Below are 19,770 nucleotides of genomic sequence, written 5' to 3' on the forward strand. Positions count from 1 at the left end.
ATGGCCGACGCAGGCGACACTTTAACTGCTGCCACCCGAACCGAAGCGATCGGCCCAGAAAGACGCGGCGCTTTGGCGATCGGATGCGTCGTTTCCGCACTCACGATGGGGCTGTTGCAGCCTTTCATCTATGCCGCGAGCCTCTTACTGGTCGAGGCATTCACCCCGGGCGCGCTGCTTGAGGCCCTCAAGGGGCCGCTTCTCATCTATATCGTCGCGGCCTCAGCTGCGCTCACTTATATCGCCCACTGCAATTCGCGCCGGATCGAGGATGCGATGTCGGGTGCGGAACGGGTCGAGCGGCCGGACATTAGCCGCCGGGCGCAAACTGTCTTGATTCTCGCGATGGGGCACAGCTTTCTGTGGCCTGTCCTGCTCCTCAGCGCGCTCGGCGTGCCATTGCCCCAGAGCTTCGATTCGGCGGGATCCCACGTGGTGGGATTGTGGGCGCTGGTCTTCATATCGCCGGCCGTGCAGATATCCTTGTTCTATACGTTTTACGACCGCCTCATTTTCAAGCTACCGGCTGAGTTGGTTACCATCAGGCCCGTAACGCTTAGATCGCGCTTGATGGTCTATATGGTCATCATCCCCGGCGCACTTGCGGTTTCGCTCGTGCTGTACATGAACGGGGCGAAACATGCGGGGTCGACGATCGGGGCCGAGGCGGCTCTGCTGGTCCTGCTCATCTGCGGAGCGAACTACTTTTCGATCTACCAGAATTTCCGGAAGACGCTCGACAATGTTTCGCGTTTCGTCGCGCACGAACTGACCCGCGAAAAGACCATCCACGAGCCCGTCCTTCCTTCGACGCCCTTCGCATTTGTCGAAATCGCCAAAATTCTGTCGGAACTAGACCGATTACGGGAAGACAACGCCGATTTCATCGCACGCCTCCAGGCCAGTGAAGCGAGGCTCAACGAAGCCCAATCGCTCGAACGGCTCGCGACGTGGGAAGCGCATAGCGATGGCTCGCTGATCTGGTCGGAGCAGGCCTATGAGCTCAGCGGTGTCGCGCCTTTGGAGTTCGACGGAACGGTCGATTTCTTTTTCGACATGATCCATCCGGATGACCGGGCTCGGGTCGAGCGGACCTATGCGGAAGCGCTCGCGGAAGGGAAGCGTTACGACACGACACATCGGCTGATCCGACCCGATGGGAAGGAGGTGGTTCTGCGGCAGCGGGCCATCTTCAAGAAGGATGCCGAAGGTCGCCCCCAGTCCGCAGTGGGCATCTGCCAGGACATCACCCAGTTGGTTAAGCTGGAACAGGAGCTTCGGCAGACCCAGAAGATGGAAGCTATCGGGCAATTGACAGGGGGGATTGCGCATGATTTCAACAATATCCTCGCGATAATCCTGGGCAATCTGGAAGTGCTGCGCGATTTCGAGAAGATCGATCCATCGCAGCGGGAGCTTGTCGACGATGCCATTGGTGCAGCAATGGAAGCGGTGGTTCTCACTCGCAGCATGTTGGCTTTCGCGCGCAAGGCGCCGCTCCAACCGGAAATTTTCGATCTCAACGAAGTGGTCGACGAAACACGGAAGTGGAGCGCGCGTGCTCTCCCTGAAAACATCGAGATCAAGGCGGTTCTCGAAAGCGATCTCTGGCCGGTGGAGGCAGATGTCGGCTCGACCCGTAGCGCATTGATAAACCTGATCCTCAATGCGCGCGATGCCATGCCCCACGGCGGTACATTGATGATCGAAACCGCCAATCTCGTTCTCGACGAAGCCTGCGTCAGCGAAACGCATGAGGATCTGCAACCCGGGCGCTATGTCGTGTTGTCGGTCATCGACGACGGTGTCGGTATCGAAGCCGGACTGCTGGAAGAGATCTTTTCCCCATTCTTCACCACCAAGGCGGCAGGCATGGGATCGGGGCTCGGATTGTCGATGGTCCATGGATTCATGAAGCAATCCGGAGGGGCTGTCAGAGTCTCCACCGAACTCGGCCGCGGAAGCACGTTCAGGCTCTATTTTCATGCCAAGGATGCAGCGCATCTCGCCTTGCAGGAAGACGACGAAGCTTGGCAGGGCAAGGTTTCGCAAGCGCGCATACTCGTGGTGGAAGACAATTCGGCAGTGCGCGATACCGTTATCCGGACGCTCGAGCGGAGCGGTTACGATGTTACGGCAATGGCCAATGGCAATGCTGCTCTCGACGCTTTCAGGCGGAGACCGGGTTTTGACCTGGTTCTGACCGACGTCGTAATGCCCGGGCGTTTGCAAGGCCCCGACCTGGCCAAGGAGATCCGGGCGCTCGATCCGGAGGCGCGAATAATCTTCATGTCCGGCTATGCCAGCCAGACGAATATCGACGAGCATGGCTGGACGATCGGCCAACGGCGGTTGACCAAGCCGATCCGAAGGGCCGATCTGATCGATGCAATCGAAGGCGCTCTCGGGGGACAGGGCTGATCGACCGGTGCAGCGCGGATCGTCGGTTCCCGCCAGGCCGGGAGAAGCCCCGATATTCGGGGGAGGAGGTATGGAAAGATCGATTTCTCCGACTGGCTGGGCAGAGTGTTCGATTATCGAAAATGCACTCGCATACTGGAAAACCGAATGGTTATTCTGTAGTTAATTCGGGCGGACCTACCATGCGGCCGGGGCTGTAGGAAGGTAAAGGTGGTTATGCAGGATTTATTCTATCGCAAAGCGCTTCAGGCCGTTGACGATGGAATTCTGTTCATCGATACCGGCGAAGAAATAACTTACGCCAATCGGGCCTTACTCGACATGATAGGCCATTCCGGGGCGGAAATTCTGGGCAAGAACTGGCGCCTCTTGGAAAGGGGTGAAACGACAGCCGAACTCGCGGAGCGCATTCGGGATGCGCTCGGCAAACGAGAGCGCTTTGAAGGCGAAGTGGTCGCTCATCGCAAGGGTGGAGGTGCATTCCGGCACAGGCTGACGATCCTGCCCCAATTCGACGAGAACGGGGATTTCGTCGGCCTGATAGCAAAGCTGTGCGAGATCGATTACCGCGAGCCCGAGCCAGATATCGACCCGTTTCAAGAACAATCACGCGTGATCTTCGAAAACATCGGTATGGGGGTGATGATCTGTTCGCCCGATGGCGTGGTGAGAAAGGTCAATCCCGAGGCCATGCGGCTGCTCGGATTATCGCCGTCGATCGAAGGGCACATCATAGACCGCTCCAAACTCAATCTCATCAACGAAGACGGTTCTGCCTTTACCGAGCAAGACTGTCTTGTGAAATCGGTGATGGATCGCGGCGAAGCGGTCCGCGATGCGATAATCGGTATACTGGCTACCGGTTCGGGTGAAACACAATGGTTTCATTACAACGCCTTGCCGATAGTGGAACCGACAGGTGAAATCTCGACAATCATCCTTTATTTCAACGATATCAGCCAGCATCGTAACCATGAACTGGCGGCGAAGTCCGATCAGCTCCGCTTCCAGCTTGCCTTGCGGGCAGCCCGAAGTGTCGTGTGCGATTGGAACCTGCTGACCGAAGAATTCTGGGCGAGCGAAAGCTTCGAAACCGTTTTCGGATCGTCCCCGCCGGGCACAAGGAGCCTCACCGAGGTCCCGCAATATGTCGTCGAGGAAGATCGCGATCGCTACCAGCGCCAGCTAATCCAGGCTCTAGAGAAGCAGGACCGCCGTTTGCAGCGGGAGTTCCGGTTCGTCAGGCCGGAGGGCGGCATCGGGACTTTGCGGTCGGAATTCACCATCCGTTATGACGATGATGGAGAACCCGTCCGGATCATCGGATCGACAATCGATCTGACCGAGTTGCGCCAGAAAGAGGAAAAGCTGGCGAGTTCGGAGGAGCGATTGCGGATTGTGACCGAGCTATCCAGCGATATTCTGTGGGAGATGAACCCGGATACGGAGGTGGTTTGGCGTGCCGCCGAAGGCGTGGAACGGCTCGGTCTGGCCCCCGACCTGGCGCCCTGTTCGGGTGGGGCCTGGATCGATCAGGTCAGCCCGGAAGACCGGGAACGTGTGGTTTCGAGCCTGAGCGCGGCGCTCGAAGGCGGTGCCGATCGCTGGCGCGAGGAATACCGGATGCAAAAGGCCGACGGCTCGACTTTGCTGGTTCAGGATACCGCTGCCCTCATCAGAGACGAAAATGGCGCCGTGACGCGAGTTGTGGGTGCCGTGCGCGATATTACCGAAAGTCGGCGCCTCGAGGATTTTCTTCGCAACAAACAATCGCTTGAATCGCTGGGCAAGCTGACGGGCGGCGTGGCGCACGATTTCAACAACATGCTCATGATCATCATGGGCAACACCGAGATATTGCTGGATGAAATCGATGATCCGGACATGCGCGAACTGCTCGATCTGATCCAGTCGGCAGCCCGCAACGGCGCCGAACTGACCAGCCGGTTGCTGTCTTTCGCGCGGCAACAACCGCTGGCGCCGCAACTGATGAACATTGCCGAGCAGATGGAGCAGATCGGCAAGCTCATCAGGCACGGGCTGCCGGAAGACATCACCCTGTCGGTCACGGCGAGCGAAGACGATCTTTTCGTCGAGGTCGATCCCAGTCAGCTCGACAATGCGCTGGTCAATCTGGCGATGAATGCGCGCGACGCGATGCCCGAAGGCGGTCTGCTGACGCTCGAGGCATCGTCATATCGCGTGGAATTGGGGGCATTCGAAAATGTACTGGCGCCCGGCGAATATGTCAGGATCGCGATGACCGATAGCGGTTCAGGGATGCCTTCTGAAATCGCCTCTCGCGTGTTCGAGCCCTTTTTCACGACGAAAGCGAGGGGAGATGGGACGGGCCTTGGACTGAGCATGGTGTACGGTTTCGCCAACCAGTCGGGAGGCCATGCCTTCGTGGAAACCGCGCCAGGTGAAGGAACGACGGTCTGCGTTTTCCTGCCGAAGATCGAACCGATCGAGGACGGATCCGAGAGCCGCAGAACCGAGTATCCCTTTCCTCGAGACAGCGCCACGAAGATACTGATTGTGGAAGATGAGCGGCAGGTGCGGCGCTACGTCGAAAAGCTGTTCGAAGCCGAAGGCTATTCGGTCCTCAGCGCGTCCAACGGCCCGGACGCAATGGCGCTGCTCGATCGGCATGAGGACATCGACCTCCTCTTCACCGATATCGTCATGCCCGGCGGAATGAATGGGCTGGAACTGGCTGAAAAGGCACGGCACCGTTTGCCGGGAGTAAAGATCATTTTTTCATCGGGCTATGCCAGCGTGCGCACACTTGGCGACAGCTTCGATCCCGGTAGCGATATGTTGCTGCTCAAGCCCTATACGCGCATGGAACTGGCAAAAGCGCTGGAGCGTGTGGCCTGCCACCCGGTCTGCGACTGATCGGAAAGAGCGCTATTTCGATAGATTGGCTTTCTCGAATATCAGGGTGAATTCGACTGCGTTACGCACCCCCAGTTTCTTGAAGATATTCGCCCGGTGTACCTCGACCGTGCGCGGGCTGATGTCCAGCGTTCTCGCTATTTCCTTATTGCTGTTGCCATCGACGATCTGCGCGGCGATTTCGCTTTCGCGCGATGTTAGAAGCGCGATCAGCGACTTGTTCCGTTCTACTTCGTCTACCTGGCGACGCAGCTCGATGGAATGCGCAATGTGCTCATTGATTTTCCTGGCGAATTCCTTGATCGATACGGGCTTCTCGATGAAATCCACCGCACCGTTTTTCATGGCCTCGACCGCCAGGCTGATCTCGCCATGCGAAGTCAAAATGATGATCGGAACCGCCTGCGCTTCGTCGGGAACGCTTTCCAGCACAGCCATGCCGTTCATTTCGGGCATTCGCATGTCCAGAATAACGCAATCGGGTAGTTCGAATTCGAGGCTTTCGAGAAAATCGACTCCGCTTCGGTAGGGGCGACAGGCAAACCCCTGTCTTTCCAGACCTCGCACCAGGGTCTGCCTCACGCCGGATTCGTCGTCCACAATGGCCACTAGCGGCCGCGATTTCGTATCGTCATCGGATTGGTCGGGGCTCGCGCTCAAGAGACTCTCCACCTTTTTCCTGTCGGTCCTTGCAGCATCCGATACCAGCCTGGCCGCCTCGTCGGCGGGGGCCGGGCGTCCGGTCCAGAAGCCTTGCAACTGATCGCAACCCGCCTCTTCCAATATCTGTGCGGCCGATTCGGTTTCGACTCTTTCCGCAGTGCACAGGATCCCGGTTCGTTTCGCCAGCCTTACCATGGCCCGGACGATTTCCGCTGCCCGTTCTTCCTGTTCCATCCGGGCGACGAAGTTGCCGTCGATCTTCAGTTCCGAGAACGGGAAATCGGACAATTGCTTCAGCGACGAGGATCCGATCCCGAAATCATCGATGGCGATACCATACCCGGCGACGCGCAGCTTGGTGAACGATTTCAGAACATTTTCGTCATCGGGCAGGCCCGAGCGCTCTGTCACTTCGAAGATGAACTGCGAGGCCTTCAGCCCCTTTTCCTTCCGCAGACGCTCGATTTTCTCCAATCCGTCCGGCTGGTCGAAAAACTCCGGCTCGATATTGATGGCCAAGTGGAGATCGTCGGTTAGCACCTCGGAAGCCCACTCCATGCTTTTCTCGATCACGGTTTCGGTCAGCGAGTCCATTCCGCCATAGCTCTGCAGATGCGCGATGCAGTCGCCGGTCGACAGTATTTCGCCATCCGCGTTCCAAAACCGGGCCAGCGCCTCGAACCCGGCCAGTTTGCGGGACTTGGCCCAGATCTTCGGTTGGAAATACAGTTCGAGCGTTGCCTGGATCTGCGCAAATTCCTCTCGCGAACATGTCAGGATGTCGGGAGGCGAGGAGGTTTTCTCGTCGGGATCGACCGATGGCTGCGAAGTCACCAGCCGTTCGAAATCGGCAAAGCTGAACGGTTTGGGCAGAAGTCCAGCGATCTTCGCCCCGCTGCCGGAAAGCAACCGTCCGGCCGCCTCGAGCACTGGCGCGTCGGCCCCGCTGGTCAGGAAAACACGGCCCGAAAAATCGGCCTGCTGCAGCTTTTCCGCGACATCTATACCTCCGATGTCGGGCATGTGGAGGTCGAGCAAGACGTCCGGTGAGGTGTCCCTCGCGGACAGCGCGGCAAAGAAATCGCGCGGTTCGGTGAACGCCACGGCCTGAAGGCCAGCCTTCACGGCGAACCGCTTGAAGAGCTTCGCCGTCTGCGGATTATCGTCTAAAATAAATAACGAATGCACGTTGCCTCCCACTCGGGGCAAGGCGCGGGTATCATCCTAAATTAATTAGCGCAAACCCCGACCGACCGGATTGGGTGGTATAATACTATGAAGAGTATAACTTCTTTATTAAGTCATGCGGTGATGGGATTGCGTCCCGCAGGCAAAATCGCAGGGCATGGGACGATCCAACCTTTCATTCCGGATTGGTGAGAAACGCCAATGCCCGAAGGGACATCGGCTTTTCCAGCGCAAGTCCGGCGCTGCCTCCTTGCAACCAGCGGATGGTGGCATTCGGGAATGTCGCTCCGCACACTTCTATGGTGCATAAACAGCCCTCGGGTATCGGTTCGTCGAGCGCGATACACAACCCTTTCTGCGCGATGTTGAGCGCGGCGGCATCGATCCGGCGCCCGCAGACGAAAACGGATGCCGAATGTTCGAACGGGATGCGCACCGAGCGATAGGGGAACCCGGCATTTGTACCGATATCGCAGGGCGCATCGTTCATCAGCCCGAACCGCGCGCCGTCTACCCAGACGACCGTGGCCGTCACGAACGCCCTGCTGCTCCAGCGATAGCGCACGGGTTGCCCCGGCGTCAGCGGTATCGCCCCCTCGAAACCGCAGCCATACTCCGAAATGTCCTTCATGGTCGCCAGATAGGCTTTGCCTTCGGCCTCGATACAGGCCGGCCGGAATGTGCGAATACTGCGATCTTCTTGCCGTCGCTCCGGCTGTAAAACCGGCTGCGAACCGATCGCCATGTTCGACAAACCCCTGGGTGCCGAATTCCTCATCCAGCCTGCCTAGCGACGGGCGATTAAGCAACCTGCAAGCCGGATATTGAGATATCTCTATGTGACGAAAGAGGGTTTTTTAACCACGAGGCTCTGTGGATAGAGCGCTGCCTCGGCCGGGCATGGCCCATGCCCCGACCATTTCGCAAGCCTGCCACGCGCCGCACATCCACCGGATGAAGACCGGTGCTCCAGTATCAAGGGCATGAGAGCAAGTGGCGGAGACGGAGGGATTCGAACCCTCGATACCCGTTACCAGGTATGGCTCCTTAGCAGGGAGCTGGTTTCAGCCACTCACCCACGTCTCCGCTGACGCATCGGCTGCGAGGGGCGCGCTATAGCCATGGCCCTGCATGCCATCAAGGGGGCTTTTGCGCATTGTCGCGGGTAATCTTCGCGCGTGACCAGTAACTCGCTTCGCCGCATTTTCGATTCGGTTCATCGCCGTTTCATTGCTGCCTCGCTCAAAGGGGATTCTTCTCGACGCGCAGTTGTCTGCGCATAGGCCGCCGACACGGAGGGATCGATGATTAAATGCACACGTAATCTACCGCGCTTGGGCATCGTGCTGGCCGCCTTTGGCCTCGGCGTAAGCCCGCTGGCGGCGCAGGTCGAAACGATCGATCCCGACACCGCGATCGATGGTGACCTGGTGGAGCAACCAGGCGACCAGCCCGTTTACGGCGAACCGGCAGAAACCAGCACCTATACGGCGGAACCCGATACGGCAGCCTCTGTCGACAGCTATCCCGAGCAGCCCGAGCAGCCTCAATGGTCCGAGCAATCAGCCGAAGAAGCCGCCAGCGAGGCGGTGGATAGCGCCGCGGTTGACGATCCCGAGACGACCTATCGCGAGGATGATCTGATCGGGGCGGCCGAAGGTGTATTCGGCAAGGGTGCGGAAGGGGTCGCCAAGATGGTCCGCAAACTGCTCGCCGAACAGGGCGAGCCCAATGCCTATATTGTCGGGCGCGAGGCGAGCGGCGCCTTCATTGTCGGCGCGCGCTACGGTTCAGGCACACTGTATCACAAGGTCGAGGGCGAGCAGCCCGTCTACTGGACCGGGCCGTCGATCGGCTTCGACGCCGGGGCCAATGCGGGCAGCACCTTCGTGCTGGTTTACAACCTTTACGATAGCGAGGAGCTCTACGAGCGGTATCCGGCGGGGGAAGGGCAAGCCTATGTGATCGGCGGCCTCACTGCGAGCTATCTGCGCAAGGGCGATGTCGTGCTGATCCCGATCCGCATGGGGGCCGGTCTGCGGCTGGGCATCAATGCCGGCTATATGAAGTTTTCGAAGAAGCAGCGCTGGCTGCCATTCTGAGGCGAAAGCAGCCCTTCGTGGCGCCCAACCAGAAATCCGGAAAGCATAGTGGCCATGACAGGATTTCCTGTTGCGGCTCCATCCATATCGGGCAATGAGGCGCGCATGCTTGACCAACTCGAAGCCCAGTCGCCCGACGCGCTGCTCGCGCTCATTAAGATGCACGCCGAAGACCCGCGCGAGGACAAGATCGACCTTGGCGTGGGTGTCTATCGCACGAATGACGGCGCCACCCCGGTCTTCCGCTCTATCAAGGCGGCGGAGCAGCGGCTGGTCGATACGCAGGATTCCAAGAGCTATCTCGGGCCGGAAGGCGATACCGGCTTCGTCCACGCATTAAAGCCCTATATCTTCGGCAAGAACGCCACTATGAGCGGACGTATCGAGGGCATGCAGACCCCCGGTGGTACCGGCGCGGTACGCCTCGCCGTGGCGCTGGCCAAGGCTGCGGGCGTCACCCGCATCCATCTCGGTGTACCGAGCTGGCCCAATCACGCGCAGATCCTGCAGGATGTGGGGGTCGAAACCACCACCTTCCACCATGCCAAGGATGACGGCGCGGCCGATATCGACGCGTTGCTCGACGCGATCGGTAAAGCGCGCGAAACCGATGCGGTGCTGCTGCACGGGTGCTGCCATAACCCCACCGGGGTCGACTATACCGACGAGCAGTGGGAGCAGATTGCCCAGGCCTTTGCCGACAAGGGCATCCTGCCGATCCTCGACGTTGCCTATCATGGGCTCGGACACGGGCTCGAGGAAGATGTCGCGGGAGTGCGTAAAGTGCTCGCCAAGGTGCCCGAGGCGCTGGTGGCTTATAGCTGCGACAAGAACTTCGGCCTCTACCGGGATCGTGTCGGGGCCTTCTACATGATCGCGAAAGACGCCTCCGACCTGCCCACCATTACCTCCAACGCCAACGCCCTGGCCCGGGCCAATTGGTCGATGCCGCCAGATCACGGCGGCGCGGCGGTGCGGACGGTGCTGCGGGACGAGGAGTTGACCAGGCAGTGGCTCGACGAGCTCGGCGAAATGCGGGCGCGCATGCGCCGGGTGCGCGCGCGGCTGGCGGCGGCAGACAATGAGGCGCCCGGCCTCAATCTCGCCGCGCTGGGCAAGCAGAACGGTCTGTTCGCCATGCTGCCGCTTTCCAAGGATCAGATCGTCAGGCTGCGCGAAGACCACGGCGTCTACATGGCCGGGTCGGGCCGCATCAATGTGGCCGGCTTGCATGAAGGCAACACGCCCAAGTTCATCGCCGCGCTGGCGGACGTCACGAAGGGCTAGGCGGAGATGGATCGTCAGCCGACTCTCGAGACCGAGCGGCTGGTGATCCGTCCGCTTGCCGAAGCGGATCGCGAGGCACTCTACGCAGTCGCCTCCGATCCCGGAGTGTGGGAACAGCATCCGATCCACGACCGCTGGCGGCGCGAGATCTTCGATCGCTTTTTCGACGACGGGCTTGCGAGCGGCGGAGCGCTGGCGGTAGTGGACAAGCGCGGCGGTTCGATCATCGGCTCCACCCGGTACGACAAATACGATCCGGACGAGGGCGGGGTGGTCGAGATCGGCTGGACCTTCCTCGCGTCCCGGTACTGGGGCAAGGGCATCAATCCCGAGATGAAGCGTGCCATGCTGGCCTACGCGTTTCAAAGCGTGGCGCTGGTCGAGTTTCGCGTAGGCGACACCAACTACCGCTCGCGCAATGCGCTGGAGGCGATCGGCGCGGTGCGAACCGACCGGTACGAGCTTGAGAAATACCAAGGCAAACGCGTAGTCCACCTCGTCTATGAAATCACCCGGGAAAGCTTCGAGCGAGGCCCACTCGCCTGAAATCGGGCTGAAAGGCCGGTTTGCGGACAGGGTGTTCATGGTCCGTGACCAAATTCCGCTTTATCTTGCGTCACCGCCTGCTAATGAGAATTCTTCTCAACAAGAGGATATCTCCCAATGCGTAAGCTGGTACTTGCCGCCGTCCTTTCGGGCACCATGGTCACTCTTGCCGCCTGTTCGGGTAGTGCCGATGAAGGGGCAGAAGCCGAAGCTCCTACAGCCGTCGAAACGACCGAAACGACCGAGGCTGCTGTCGAAGCCGCCGTGCTCGATGCAGGCACCGCCACGGTCGAACAGCTCGCCGCTGTCGAAGGCGTGGGCGACGAACTGGCCGCGGCGATCGTTGCAGGTCAGCCCTATGCCAGCGTGACCGATCTGAACGCCAAGCTGCTCGAAACGCTGAGCGCCGAAGAAGCCGCCGCGGTGCTCGAGAGTGTCTTCGTTCCGGTGAACCTAAACACGGCGAGCAAGGAAGAACTGCGTCTCATTCCCGGCATGACCGACAAGATGGAGCACGAGTTCGAAGAATACCGCCCCTATGCCGATATGAGCGAATTCGATCGCGAAATCGGCAAATATGTCGACGAGGCGGAAGTCGCCCGTTTCAGAAACTACGTCACTCTCTGACGGCGCTGCAACATTACCCTGACGATCTCGATCGCGGCCAGTATCCCCACATGGATCCAGGCCGTGGTCGGATCGAAGGCCGACCAGATCCAGTGCAGGAAGGTCAGGACGGCAGCCGGATAAACAAGACGGTGCAGCTTCTTCCACAAGCGCTTGAGGCGCCGCACCGAAACATCATTCGATGTGACTGCCAGGGGCAGGAATAGGGCGAAAGCGATCCAGCCAGCAAGGATGTAGGGCGTCGACAGCTCGGCGAAGATCAGATCGGGCGAAGCTTTCCGGACGAGATAGACGAACGTATGTCCGGCAGCGTAAGCGAAGCTCGCTACGCCCAGGTCGCGGCGTCTGCGCATCAGCCAATTGGTCCAGCGCCTCCGGCGGAACATCAGGCGCAAGGGGGTGACTGCGAGCGTCGCCATCAAAAGCCATGCAGCCCAGTCGCCGGTATCGCCGATGGCATGTCCATAGCCATAGCTATCGGGGGTTATTGCCCAGCGCCAGGCGATCCATAGGCCCGGCAGGGCAAGGACCAGCCACAGCAGCGGACGGGACTTGGCGATGGCTCTCAGCACGGGCCTGGGCCGCACGGTCAGTTGGCGAGGCTTTGCATTCGCTTGAGATAGCGCGCGAGTACATCGATTTCGAGATTAACCGCATCGCCTTCGGACAAATCGCCCAAGGTCGTCACTTCGCCCGTATGCGGGATTATGTTGAGTGCGAAGCGGACATCGCCATTGGGTTCATCCTCGACATCGTTGACCGTCAGCGAAACGCCGTCGACGGTGATCGAGCCCTTTTCGGCGACATAGGGCGCGATGTCCTCGTTTGCGAGGATTTCAAGACGAGTGGAGCCGCCGAGATCCTCGGCCAGAGCCACTCGGCCGACAGCATCGACATGGCCGGTGACGAGATGCCCGCCAAGTTCGTCGCCCAGCCGCAGGGCTGGTTCGAGGTTGAGCCTGCGGTCTTTGCGCCATTGGTCCTGTGCCGTGCGGCTTACCGTCTCGCCAGAGACATCGACCGCGAACCAGGCATCGCCCTCCTGCCCGCCCTTTTCGACCACGGTCAGGCAAACGCCGGAACAGGCGATGGAGGCGCCGATATCGATACCGGCCGGGTCCCACGGACAGCTTATGACGACACGCAGGTCGCCCTCCGTCTCGACGCTCTTGATGATGCCGATGGCTGTAACGATCCCGGTGAACATGCGTGCTCCTGGCTAACGCTCTATTTCTGGCGCAGGCGGCTGTAGGCTTCGAAACTGTCGCTGCCAAGCTGGCGGCGTTCCTCAAGCGCCCATCTGCCGTGTGCATCGGAAAGGACGCCAAGCCCGATATCGCCGACAGCCGCATACCCATTGCCGATCACGATGGGCGCACGGTAAATCTCGAGGCGATCGACAAGATCGGCGCATAGAAGGCTCGCCGCGATATTCGCGCCGGCCTCGACATAGAGATAGAACGCATCGAGTGTGTCGATCTGCTCGGGTGTGTTGATGACCTTCACACCATCGGGGGGCACGCCGCGCGTCAGCACCGCGCGCTGCGGGCTGCGCTGCTCCAGTCCGGGGAGGCGCACGTCGAGCCTGGGCTTGTCGCTGCGCCATGTCCCGCCACCGACCAGGATCGCATCGGCCCCCGCGCGGCGCGCATGGACATGGGCACGGGCCACATCGCCGGTAATCCATTGGCTTTCGCCGCTGGCCATCGCGATACAGCCGTCCAGCGACATGGCGATCTTCATCGTGACATGCGGGCGCCGATGGCGCGCGCGCATGAGATAGCCGACAAGACTTGCCTCGGCAGCGGGGCTGGCGAGAAGGGCGGTTTCGATCCCGGCCTCGCGCAGACGGGTTAGCCCGTTCCCGGCAGTACGCGGATCGGGGTCCTCCACACCGGCGACGACCCGCGCGATCCCCGCTTCGACCAGCAGGTCGCTGCAGGCCGGGCCGCGCAAGGAACGATGGGCACAGGGTTCCAGCGTGACATAGGCGGTCGCTCCACGCGCCTTCTCGCCCGCCTGTTGGAGTGCGGCTGCCTCGGCATGGGGGCGTCCGCCGGCGGCCGTCCAGCCGCGACCGACGACTTTGCCGTGCTTGACAATAATGCACCCGACCCCGGGATTGGGATAGCTGGCGGGCCGCGCGCGCATCGACAGGCGCGCGGCAGCATCGAGCCAGCGCGCGTCAGTCGCCTGCGTCGTCAACCGCCTGGCCTGCCTGATAAAGTTCGCGCCGCTGCGCAGCGGCTTCGGCCGCTTCGCGTTCGCGTTCGATGGCCGCTTCGCGTTCCATCGCGTCGACATCGAGCCCTGTGGCCCGGCCGAGCGATTTATACGCTTCGATCTTGCGTCTTTCCAGTTCGGCGCGTTCCGCTTCCAGCGCATCCTTGCGCTGTTGGTTCGCAATGTTCGACTGGCGGATCTCTTCCTCGCTCCGCCCTTCGGCGAAGGTCGAGATATAGGTTACCTCAGGGGCATCGGGCGGGCGGAAATGCGATTCCCGCGAAAGCAGCGCGAGCCCGGTTACGGGGATCGCGAAAGACACGGCCAACAGCGTCCAGCGGTAAGGGCGTGGTTCGCGGACATAGTCCCACAGATCGGCAAACCCGGCCTTGGCATTGAAACGTGTCTTCAGACGCATGCCGTTCAAGGTAGGGCCTTTCCATGAACCGCGCCAGTATTAGCTAACCGAATGTCGCGTACAGATCGCGCCCGTGACGGCGCAGCCAATGGTTCGCCGCCTCGATATCGCCTTCGTAGAGGCGCCCCAACAAGGCATGAAAGGCGGGCGAATGGTCGAAATGTACGAGATGCGCGACTTCATGCGCGACGACCGAGCGGCGAATAGAGTCGGGCGCCTGCACCAGGCGCCAGTTAATGCGCAAAACGCCCTGCGAAGAACAACTGCCCCAGCGGCGGCGCGCGCGGCTCAGCCGGACCTCGGCGGTTTCCAGATCGCCGCGTGCACAGTAATGAGCCGTCTCCTCCGCGAACAAGCGCAGCGCCTCACCCTCGAGCCAGCGCTGAAGGCGTTTGCCGAGCGTTTCCTCCGGCCCGCCCAAAGTGAGCATTCCGCCGTTGAAGTCGGCTTTTCGCGGCGCGTCACGGCGCCAGTCCACGCCGATTTGTTCGCCTCGGTACAGCAGCTTGCCCTCACGGGCGGGATCGCGCCGTTGGGGCAGCCTGGCAAGCTCGTCGGCAAGCCATTCGCGCCGGGCATGGGCGAAATCGACCGCCTCGGCGCTGCGGCACCAGTGGGGCAGGGTGATGCGCACCGCGCTGCCATCGGGCGCCAGCCGCATGGTCAGCCGCCTGGCGCGGCGATTGCGGGCGAGTTCGATGGGCAGTTCGCGCCCATCCAGCTCGATCACCGGCTCCTGCGCTTCGCGTCGGAGCCAGTCGATCATGCCGCCGCCTCGTCGTCGTACTCGTCTTCGTCCCAATGGACGACATGATGCTCGAGCGGGCCTGCCATGTCCTCGCTCACGACCCGGCCCGCCACCGAAATTCCGGCGCGCACAACCCCCTCGCGGTCGCCGGTCAGCAGATGATGCCAGCGTGGCAAGGGAAGGCCATCCGCGCGTCGGCGATAAGCGCAGGTCGAAGGCAGCCAGCTCACATCGTCGACGATTTTCAGCGTGAGCCTCAGACAATCGGGCACGAAGGCCTTGCGATGCTTGTAGTCGGTGCAGCGCGCGGTCTGCGTATCGAGCAGCTTGCACGCCACATTGGTGTGCTCGATCTCGCCCGTATCCTCATATTCGACCTTGTGGAGGCAGCAGCGTCCGCACCCGTCGCACAGGGCTTCCCATTCCTCTCCATTCAGATCGGCCAGTGGCCGTTCCCAGAAGCGGTCTCTCAACGCACCCATTTTTCCAGCTCCGCCGCGACTGCTTCCGGGCCTTCGTCGGTCGGCAGCATGGCCAGTGGCTCTCCTTCGGGACCGAAGAGGTAGGTGATGTTGGTATGGCCGACCAAATAGCCGCCATTGTCCCGCTTCTCGCCGATCGAATAGGTTGCGGCGAACGATGAGGTGATCCGATCGAGTTCTTCCTTCGTGCCGGTCATGCCGATCAGGCGCGGGTGGAAACTATCCGTGAATTCGGCGAGCACTTCGGGTGTGTCGCGTTCCGGATCGACACTGACAAACAAGGGTTGGATCTTGGCGCCGAGTTCCGGATTGGTTTTCTCGAAGGTTTTCAATCCCGCCATGGCGCGCTGCGTATCGACCGGACAGACATCGGGGCAGAATGTGTACCCGAAATAGAGCGTGCGGTACTGGCCGGTGAAATCGGCCCAGCTCACGGGCTGGCCGTCTTCGCCAGTCAGCGTGAAATCACCGCCAATGGCCGCACCGGCCAGGGGTGGTTCGGGGGGCGTTTCCGCCTGGCAAGCTGTCAGCATGAGGAGGGCGGCGATCAGAGGAGTATGGTTGCGGGGCATGGTGTGAGGGTTCATGGTCTGCTAACCGGCGCTCGACAAGAGCTAGTCGGCCATTGAATTGCGGATAGTAGGGGCTTGCACACGGTGAAACGTTTCGTGAAATTTTCTCTGTTGGCCGCGCTGGCCGGATCGCTGATTGCAGGCCCGGTCCATGCGCAGATGCAGCGCGACGGGTATAAATTCCTCGAGGCGGTCAAGGAGCGCGACGGCACGCAAGTGACCGAATTCCTGTCCGAACCTGGCAGTGTGCTGGTCAACACACGTGATGTCGTCAGTGGGGAAACCGCGCTGCATATCGTGACCCAGCGGCGCGATGCGGTGTGGCTGCGTTTCCTGCTGGCCAAGGGCGCCAATCCCAACATCGCCGACAAGAACGGGACTACGCCGCTGCAACTCGCTGCCCAGTTGGGATTTTCCGAGGGGGTCGAGGTGCTGGCCGAAGGCGGTGCCGATGTGGATGTGCCCGACAGCACGGGCGAAACGCCGCTGATCGCAGCGGTGCACCGGCGCGACAGCGGTCTTGTCCGGCTGTTGATCGACAAGGGCGCGAATGCTGACCGGGCCGATAATTCGGGGCGCACTGCGCGCGATTATGCGATGTTGCTGGGCGCGCGTTCCAGTATGCTTGAGGAAATCGAGCGCGCTGAAGCCGAGCGAGGCGAAGACTCGCAAGCCTATGGGCCGAGCTGATCGATGGAAGTAGAAGACCTCACGCTCGACGAACTGCGGCTCGCGCTTGCTCCCGGCATTGCGGAAGCGGCGGTGTTCGATGGCTGGAGCAACGAAGCACTCGATATGGCGGCCGATCAGTTCGGCGCCGATCGCGATGTGGCGCGACTCGCCTTCAAGGACGATGGCGCCATGGGCATGATCTGCGCCTGGATAGAAACCATCGACCGGCAGATGGCGATCGACCTGCCTGCCGAAAAACTCTCGGAGATGAAGATCCGCGAACGTATCCGCAGCCTGATCCAATATCGTCTCGATGCGGTGGCGGGTCTGGAGGAATCTCTGCGTCGCGCGCTTGCGATCATGGCCATGCCCCAGAATGCGGCGCGGGCGCTCAGAACCGGCTGGAGCAGCGCCGACGTAATGTGGCGGCTCGCCGGGGACACCGCGACCGATTACAACCACTATACCAAGCGGGCGATTCTCGCCTCGATCTACGGCGCGACGCTGGCCATCTTCGTCGATGACGAAAGCAAGGGGAAGGGCGAAACCAAAGCTTTTCTCGACCGCCGGATCGACGGCGTGATGAAGTTCGAAAAGGCAAAGGCGAAATGGCTCAACTCTGAGCGTGAGTCCTTCAGCATGTCACGCTTCCTCGGACGGCTGCGATACCCTGCGCGTTAGGTCGCTATTGATAACCAGTTGCAACAAGCGCTGACATCTGACAGGGCGGCACCTATGACGCTCGATGGGTTCGAACACGATAAGGCCGCGCGAATCGTTGCGGTGAACTGGGCCATGCTGGCCGGGGACGAAGGCAAACGCCTCAAGGCGCTGGGCGTGGACGAGGGAGCGGAAGTCGCCGTTGTCCACCGCGGTATTTTCGGCACCCGCGACCCGCTGGCGGTCCGTATCGGGCGCATGACCATCGCTCTGCGTCGGTCGCACGCGCTCGCAATCGAGGTGGAGCCCGCATGAGCCGCCACGATCCCGTGAAGACGCGCACTGCCGCCCTTGTCGGCAATCCCAATGCAGGCAAGTCGGCGCTGTTCAACGCGTTGACCGGCGCGCGGCAAAAGATCGCCAACTATCCCGGTGTCACCGTGGAACGAAAGGCGGGGCGGCTCACACTTCCAGGCGGCGACAGCGTGGAGCTGATCGATCTGCCCGGCTCCTACAGCTTCGATGCCGCGAGCCCCGACGAGGAAGTGACGCGCAAGGTCGTCCATGGCGAGTTCGCCGGCGAGTCGATACCCGACGTCATCGTGCTGGTGGTCGATGCGGCGAATCTCGAACAGCATTTGGTGTTCGCGCAGGAGGTGCTCGAACTGGGGCGGCCCACAGTAGTCGCGCTCAACATGATCGATTTGGCCGAGCGCGACGGGCTCACGCTCGATCCCGAGGCATTGTCCGAGGCTCTGGGAGTGCCGGTTGTTCCCACGGTGGCGGTGCGGCGCAGAGGCTTGGCCGAACTTGCCGAAGCGATCGCCGAAGCGGAAGCGCATGCCGACGAGGACGCCCACAAACGCTGGCACATTACATTGCCCGAACGCAGGCTGGCGGCGAAGCATATGGCGCGCGCCGCGATCCTTTCCAAATCGACTCGCCATACGGTCGAAAACGGCATTGATCGTGTGCTGTTGAACCCATGGATCGGACCGGTGATTCTATTCGGCCTGCTGTTCGTGATCTTCCAGGCGGTTTTCGCCTGGGCAACTCCTTTCGCCGATGCGCTGGAAGATGGCGTCGGGGCTATATCGGGCGTGGTCAGCGCCAGCCTCCCGTCCGGTTTCGTGCATGATTTCCTCGTCGAGGGCGTTCTGGCGGGCGTCGGTTCTGTTGTCGTCTTCCTGCCGCAGATCGTGATCCTGTTCTTCTTCATCCTGCTGATGGAGGCGAGCGGATATATGGCGCGCGCAGCCTTCCTGATGGACCGGCTCATGGCGGGTGTGGGGCTGTCGGGAAAGAGCTTCATTCCGCTGCTTTCCAGCTTCGCCTGCGCCATTCCGGGCATCATGGCGACGCGCTCCATCCCCGATCCCAAAGACCGGCTTACGACTATACTGGTCGCCCCGCTGATGACCTGTTCGGCGCGGCTGCCGGTTTATGCGGTAATCATCGCCGCAGTGATTCCGCAAACCACGATCGGCCCCGGCGTCGGGCTTCAGGGATTGGTCCTGTTCGCCCTCTATATCGCCGGGATCGTCGGGGCCATGATCGTCGCGCTGGTGCTGCGCCACACGGTGACAAGCGGTGCTGCCAGCGGTTTCATCATGGAAATGCCGCGGTATCAGCTGCCGCGTTTGAAGGATCTCGCCATCGGTTTGTGGCAGCGCGCCTGGGTGTTCCTGCGCCGCGCGGGCACGATCATTTTCACTGTCACCATCGTGCTGTGGCTGATGCTGAGCTTCCCCAAGGCCGAGCCGGGTGAGAGCCAGATGGACGCCAGCGTCGCGGGGCGTATCGCCGATGTAATGCACCCCGTTCTGGAACCGATTGGCTTCAACCGGGAAATCAGCCTGGCGCTGATCCCGGCCATGGCCGCGCGCGAGGTGGCCGTGTCGGCGCTCGCCACGACCTATGCCGTCGATGCCGAGGACGAGGACCTCGCTGCCGCCGGTGTCACCGACAAGATCGCCGCGCTGTGGAGCCTGCCGACCGCGCTGGCTTTCCTCGCCTGGTTCGTCTTCGCGCCGCAGTGCATTTCGACCATCGCGGTCGCCCGGCGCGAGACCAACGGGTGGAAATGGCCCGCCTTCATGGTGGGCTATCTTTTCGCATTGGCCTATATTTTCGCCGGGCTGACCTTCTGGATCGCGACGGCGCTCGGCTTGTAGCCAAGCTGATCCACTGCGGGGGAAACTCGGAAGGAACCCTAGAAGCGACTCGAAGCCTCGGTTAGGCCCGACGCCAACAGTTTACGAAG

Annotated in this window: 19 protein-coding genes and 1 tRNA gene; 10 read left to right on the plus strand and 10 right to left on the minus strand. The window is 61.2% G+C overall.

Features of this window, described 5'->3' with window-relative positions; genetic code table 11:
• Together MUY37_RS04175 and MUY37_RS04180 are read left to right on the plus strand one after the other, a co-directional pair.
• Nucleotides 1-2,421 (plus strand): PAS domain-containing hybrid sensor histidine kinase/response regulator family protein, encoded by a 2,421-nt coding sequence (locus MUY37_RS04175; RefSeq protein ID WP_499194143.1) that lies wholly within the window; start codon nt 1-3, stop codon nt 2,419-2,421.
• 216 nt (nt 2,422-2,637) lie between these two features.
• Complete coding sequence (locus MUY37_RS04180; RefSeq protein WP_499194144.1) at nt 2,638-5,319, plus strand: hybrid sensor histidine kinase/response regulator; 2,682 nt, start codon at nt 2,638-2,640, stop codon at nt 5,317-5,319.
• 12 nt (nt 5,320-5,331) lie between these two features.
• Here the strand turns inward: MUY37_RS04180 and MUY37_RS04185 are convergent, their stop codons facing one another.
• From MUY37_RS04185 to MUY37_RS04195, 3 genes are all read right to left on the minus strand, one after another.
• Nucleotides 5,332-7,182 (minus strand): EAL domain-containing protein, encoded by a 1,851-nt coding sequence (locus tag MUY37_RS04185; protein WP_499195111.1) that lies wholly within the window; start codon nt 7,180-7,182, stop codon nt 5,332-5,334.
• A 163-nt stretch (nt 7,183-7,345) separates the two neighbouring features.
• On the minus strand, nt 7,346-7,915 hold the full coding sequence (locus MUY37_RS04190; RefSeq protein WP_499194145.1) for a PilZ domain-containing protein: 570 nt from the start codon (nt 7,913-7,915) through the stop codon (nt 7,346-7,348).
• Between the two features lie 249 nt (nt 7,916-8,164).
• Nucleotides 8,165-8,256: transfer RNA gene (locus MUY37_RS04195), tRNA-Ser, on the minus strand.
• A 218-nt stretch (nt 8,257-8,474) separates the two neighbouring features.
• On the opposite strand from MUY37_RS04195, the gene MUY37_RS04200 reads away from it, so the two are divergent.
• From MUY37_RS04200 to MUY37_RS04215, 4 genes are all read left to right on the plus strand, one after another.
• Nucleotides 8,475-9,272 (plus strand): DUF1134 domain-containing protein, encoded by a 798-nt coding sequence (locus MUY37_RS04200; protein WP_499194146.1) that lies wholly within the window; start codon nt 8,475-8,477, stop codon nt 9,270-9,272.
• Nucleotides 9,273-9,377: 105 nt separating this feature from the next.
• Nucleotides 9,378-10,559 (plus strand): amino acid aminotransferase, encoded by a 1,182-nt coding sequence (locus tag MUY37_RS04205; protein WP_499194147.1) that lies wholly within the window; start codon nt 9,378-9,380, stop codon nt 10,557-10,559.
• 6 nt (nt 10,560-10,565) lie between these two features.
• Nucleotides 10,566-11,105, plus strand: coding sequence for a GNAT family N-acetyltransferase (locus MUY37_RS04210; protein WP_499194148.1), 540 nt, complete (start codon nt 10,566-10,568; stop codon nt 11,103-11,105).
• A gap of 117 nt (nt 11,106-11,222) precedes the next feature.
• A complete protein-coding gene (locus tag MUY37_RS04215) occupies nt 11,223-11,732 on the plus strand; it encodes a hypothetical protein (protein ID WP_499194149.1) in 510 nt (169 codons plus the stop codon).
• On the opposite strand, the gene MUY37_RS04220 is transcribed toward MUY37_RS04215, so the two are convergent.
• From MUY37_RS04220 to MUY37_RS04250, 7 genes are read right to left on the minus strand one after another with little or no spacing between them, the layout of a single operon-like run.
• Nucleotides 11,717-12,304: a protein-methionine-sulfoxide reductase heme-binding subunit MsrQ gene (locus MUY37_RS04220; protein WP_499194150.1), complete on the minus strand. Its 588-nt coding sequence runs from the start codon at nt 12,302-12,304 to the stop codon at nt 11,717-11,719. The genes MUY37_RS04215 and MUY37_RS04220 overlap by 16 nt on opposite strands.
• Nucleotides 12,305-12,321: 17 nt before the next feature.
• Nucleotides 12,322-12,939, minus strand: coding sequence for a riboflavin synthase (locus tag MUY37_RS04225; RefSeq protein WP_499194151.1), 618 nt, complete (start codon nt 12,937-12,939; stop codon nt 12,322-12,324).
• A gap of 20 nt (nt 12,940-12,959) precedes the next feature.
• On the minus strand, nt 12,960-13,937 hold the full coding sequence (gene ribD, locus MUY37_RS04230; protein ID WP_499194152.1) for a bifunctional diaminohydroxyphosphoribosylaminopyrimidine deaminase/5-amino-6-(5-phosphoribosylamino)uracil reductase RibD: 978 nt from the start codon (nt 13,935-13,937) through the stop codon (nt 12,960-12,962).
• Complete coding sequence (locus tag MUY37_RS04235) at nt 13,918-14,382, minus strand: hypothetical protein (RefSeq protein ID WP_499194153.1); 465 nt, start codon at nt 14,380-14,382, stop codon at nt 13,918-13,920. Before MUY37_RS04235 ends, ribD begins: the two co-directional genes overlap by 20 nt.
• 34 nt (nt 14,383-14,416) lie before the next feature.
• Complete coding sequence (locus tag MUY37_RS04240; RefSeq protein WP_499194154.1) at nt 14,417-15,139, minus strand: M48 family metallopeptidase; 723 nt, start codon at nt 15,137-15,139, stop codon at nt 14,417-14,419.
• Nucleotides 15,136-15,603: a YcgN family cysteine cluster protein gene (locus MUY37_RS04245; protein WP_499194155.1), complete on the minus strand. Its 468-nt coding sequence runs from the start codon at nt 15,601-15,603 to the stop codon at nt 15,136-15,138. The genes MUY37_RS04240 and MUY37_RS04245 overlap by 4 nt, the downstream gene beginning before the upstream one ends.
• Nucleotides 15,591-16,175, minus strand: a complete 585-nt coding sequence (locus MUY37_RS04250) for an SCO family protein (RefSeq protein ID WP_499194156.1) — start codon at nt 16,173-16,175, stop codon at nt 15,591-15,593. Before MUY37_RS04250 ends, MUY37_RS04245 begins: the two co-directional genes overlap by 13 nt.
• 96 nt (nt 16,176-16,271) lie before the next feature.
• On the opposite strand from MUY37_RS04250, the gene MUY37_RS04255 reads away from it, so the two are divergent.
• From MUY37_RS04255 to feoB, 4 genes are read left to right on the plus strand one after another with little or no spacing between them, the layout of a single operon-like run.
• Nucleotides 16,272-16,865: an ankyrin repeat domain-containing protein gene (locus MUY37_RS04255; protein WP_499194157.1), complete on the plus strand. Its 594-nt coding sequence runs from the start codon at nt 16,272-16,274 to the stop codon at nt 16,863-16,865.
• 3 nt (nt 16,866-16,868) lie between these two features.
• Nucleotides 16,869-17,528 (plus strand): COQ9 family protein, encoded by a 660-nt coding sequence (locus MUY37_RS04260; RefSeq protein WP_499194158.1) that lies wholly within the window; start codon nt 16,869-16,871, stop codon nt 17,526-17,528.
• 54 nt (nt 17,529-17,582) lie between these two features.
• Nucleotides 17,583-17,822: a FeoA family protein gene (locus MUY37_RS04265; protein WP_499194159.1), complete on the plus strand. Its 240-nt coding sequence runs from the start codon at nt 17,583-17,585 to the stop codon at nt 17,820-17,822.
• Entirely contained in the window at nt 17,819-19,681 is a 1,863-nt protein-coding gene (feoB, locus tag MUY37_RS04270) for a ferrous iron transporter B (RefSeq protein WP_499194160.1), read from the plus strand. Before MUY37_RS04265 ends, feoB begins: the two co-directional genes overlap by 4 nt.
• Nucleotides 19,682-19,770: the final 89 nt, after the last annotated feature.

It is taken from the genome of Qipengyuania sp. ABI-127-1 (assembly GCA_022953095.1).
Lineage (GTDB): Bacteria > Pseudomonadota > Alphaproteobacteria > Sphingomonadales > Sphingomonadaceae > Qipengyuania.

What these genes read in the sequence shown, in the direction of transcription:
- MUY37_RS04180 (WP_499194144.1), top strand. Translation starts at nt 2,638, where the DNA reads ATGCAGGATTTATTCTATCGCAAAGCGCTTCAGGCCGTTGACGATGGA.
- feoB (WP_499194160.1), top strand. Translation starts at nt 17,819, where the DNA reads ATGAGCCGCCACGATCCCGTGAAGACGCGCACTGCCGCCCTTGTCGGC.
- MUY37_RS04225 (WP_499194151.1), bottom strand. Translation starts at nt 12,939, where the DNA reads ATGTTCACCGGGATCGTTACAGCCATCGGCATCATCAAGAGCGTCGAG.
- MUY37_RS04215 (WP_499194149.1), top strand. Translation starts at nt 11,223, where the DNA reads ATGCGTAAGCTGGTACTTGCCGCCGTCCTTTCGGGCACCATGGTCACT.
- MUY37_RS04250 (WP_499194156.1), bottom strand. Translation starts at nt 16,175, where the DNA reads ATGCCCCGCAACCATACTCCTCTGATCGCCGCCCTCCTCATGCTGACA.
- MUY37_RS04260 (WP_499194158.1), top strand. Translation starts at nt 16,869, where the DNA reads ATGGAAGTAGAAGACCTCACGCTCGACGAACTGCGGCTCGCGCTTGCT.
- MUY37_RS04205 (WP_499194147.1), top strand. Translation starts at nt 9,378, where the DNA reads ATGCTTGACCAACTCGAAGCCCAGTCGCCCGACGCGCTGCTCGCGCTC.
- MUY37_RS04200 (WP_499194146.1), top strand. Translation starts at nt 8,475, where the DNA reads ATGATTAAATGCACACGTAATCTACCGCGCTTGGGCATCGTGCTGGCC.
- MUY37_RS04175 (WP_499194143.1), top strand. Translation starts at nt 1, where the DNA reads ATGGCCGACGCAGGCGACACTTTAACTGCTGCCACCCGAACCGAAGCG.
- MUY37_RS04240 (WP_499194154.1), bottom strand. Translation starts at nt 15,139, where the DNA reads ATGATCGACTGGCTCCGACGCGAAGCGCAGGAGCCGGTGATCGAGCTG.
- MUY37_RS04245 (WP_499194155.1), bottom strand. Translation starts at nt 15,603, where the DNA reads ATGGGTGCGTTGAGAGACCGCTTCTGGGAACGGCCACTGGCCGATCTG.
- MUY37_RS04265 (WP_499194159.1), top strand. Translation starts at nt 17,583, where the DNA reads ATGACGCTCGATGGGTTCGAACACGATAAGGCCGCGCGAATCGTTGCG.
- MUY37_RS04190 (WP_499194145.1), bottom strand. Translation starts at nt 7,915, where the DNA reads ATGGCGATCGGTTCGCAGCCGGTTTTACAGCCGGAGCGACGGCAAGAA.
- MUY37_RS04210 (WP_499194148.1), top strand. Translation starts at nt 10,566, where the DNA reads ATGGATCGTCAGCCGACTCTCGAGACCGAGCGGCTGGTGATCCGTCCG.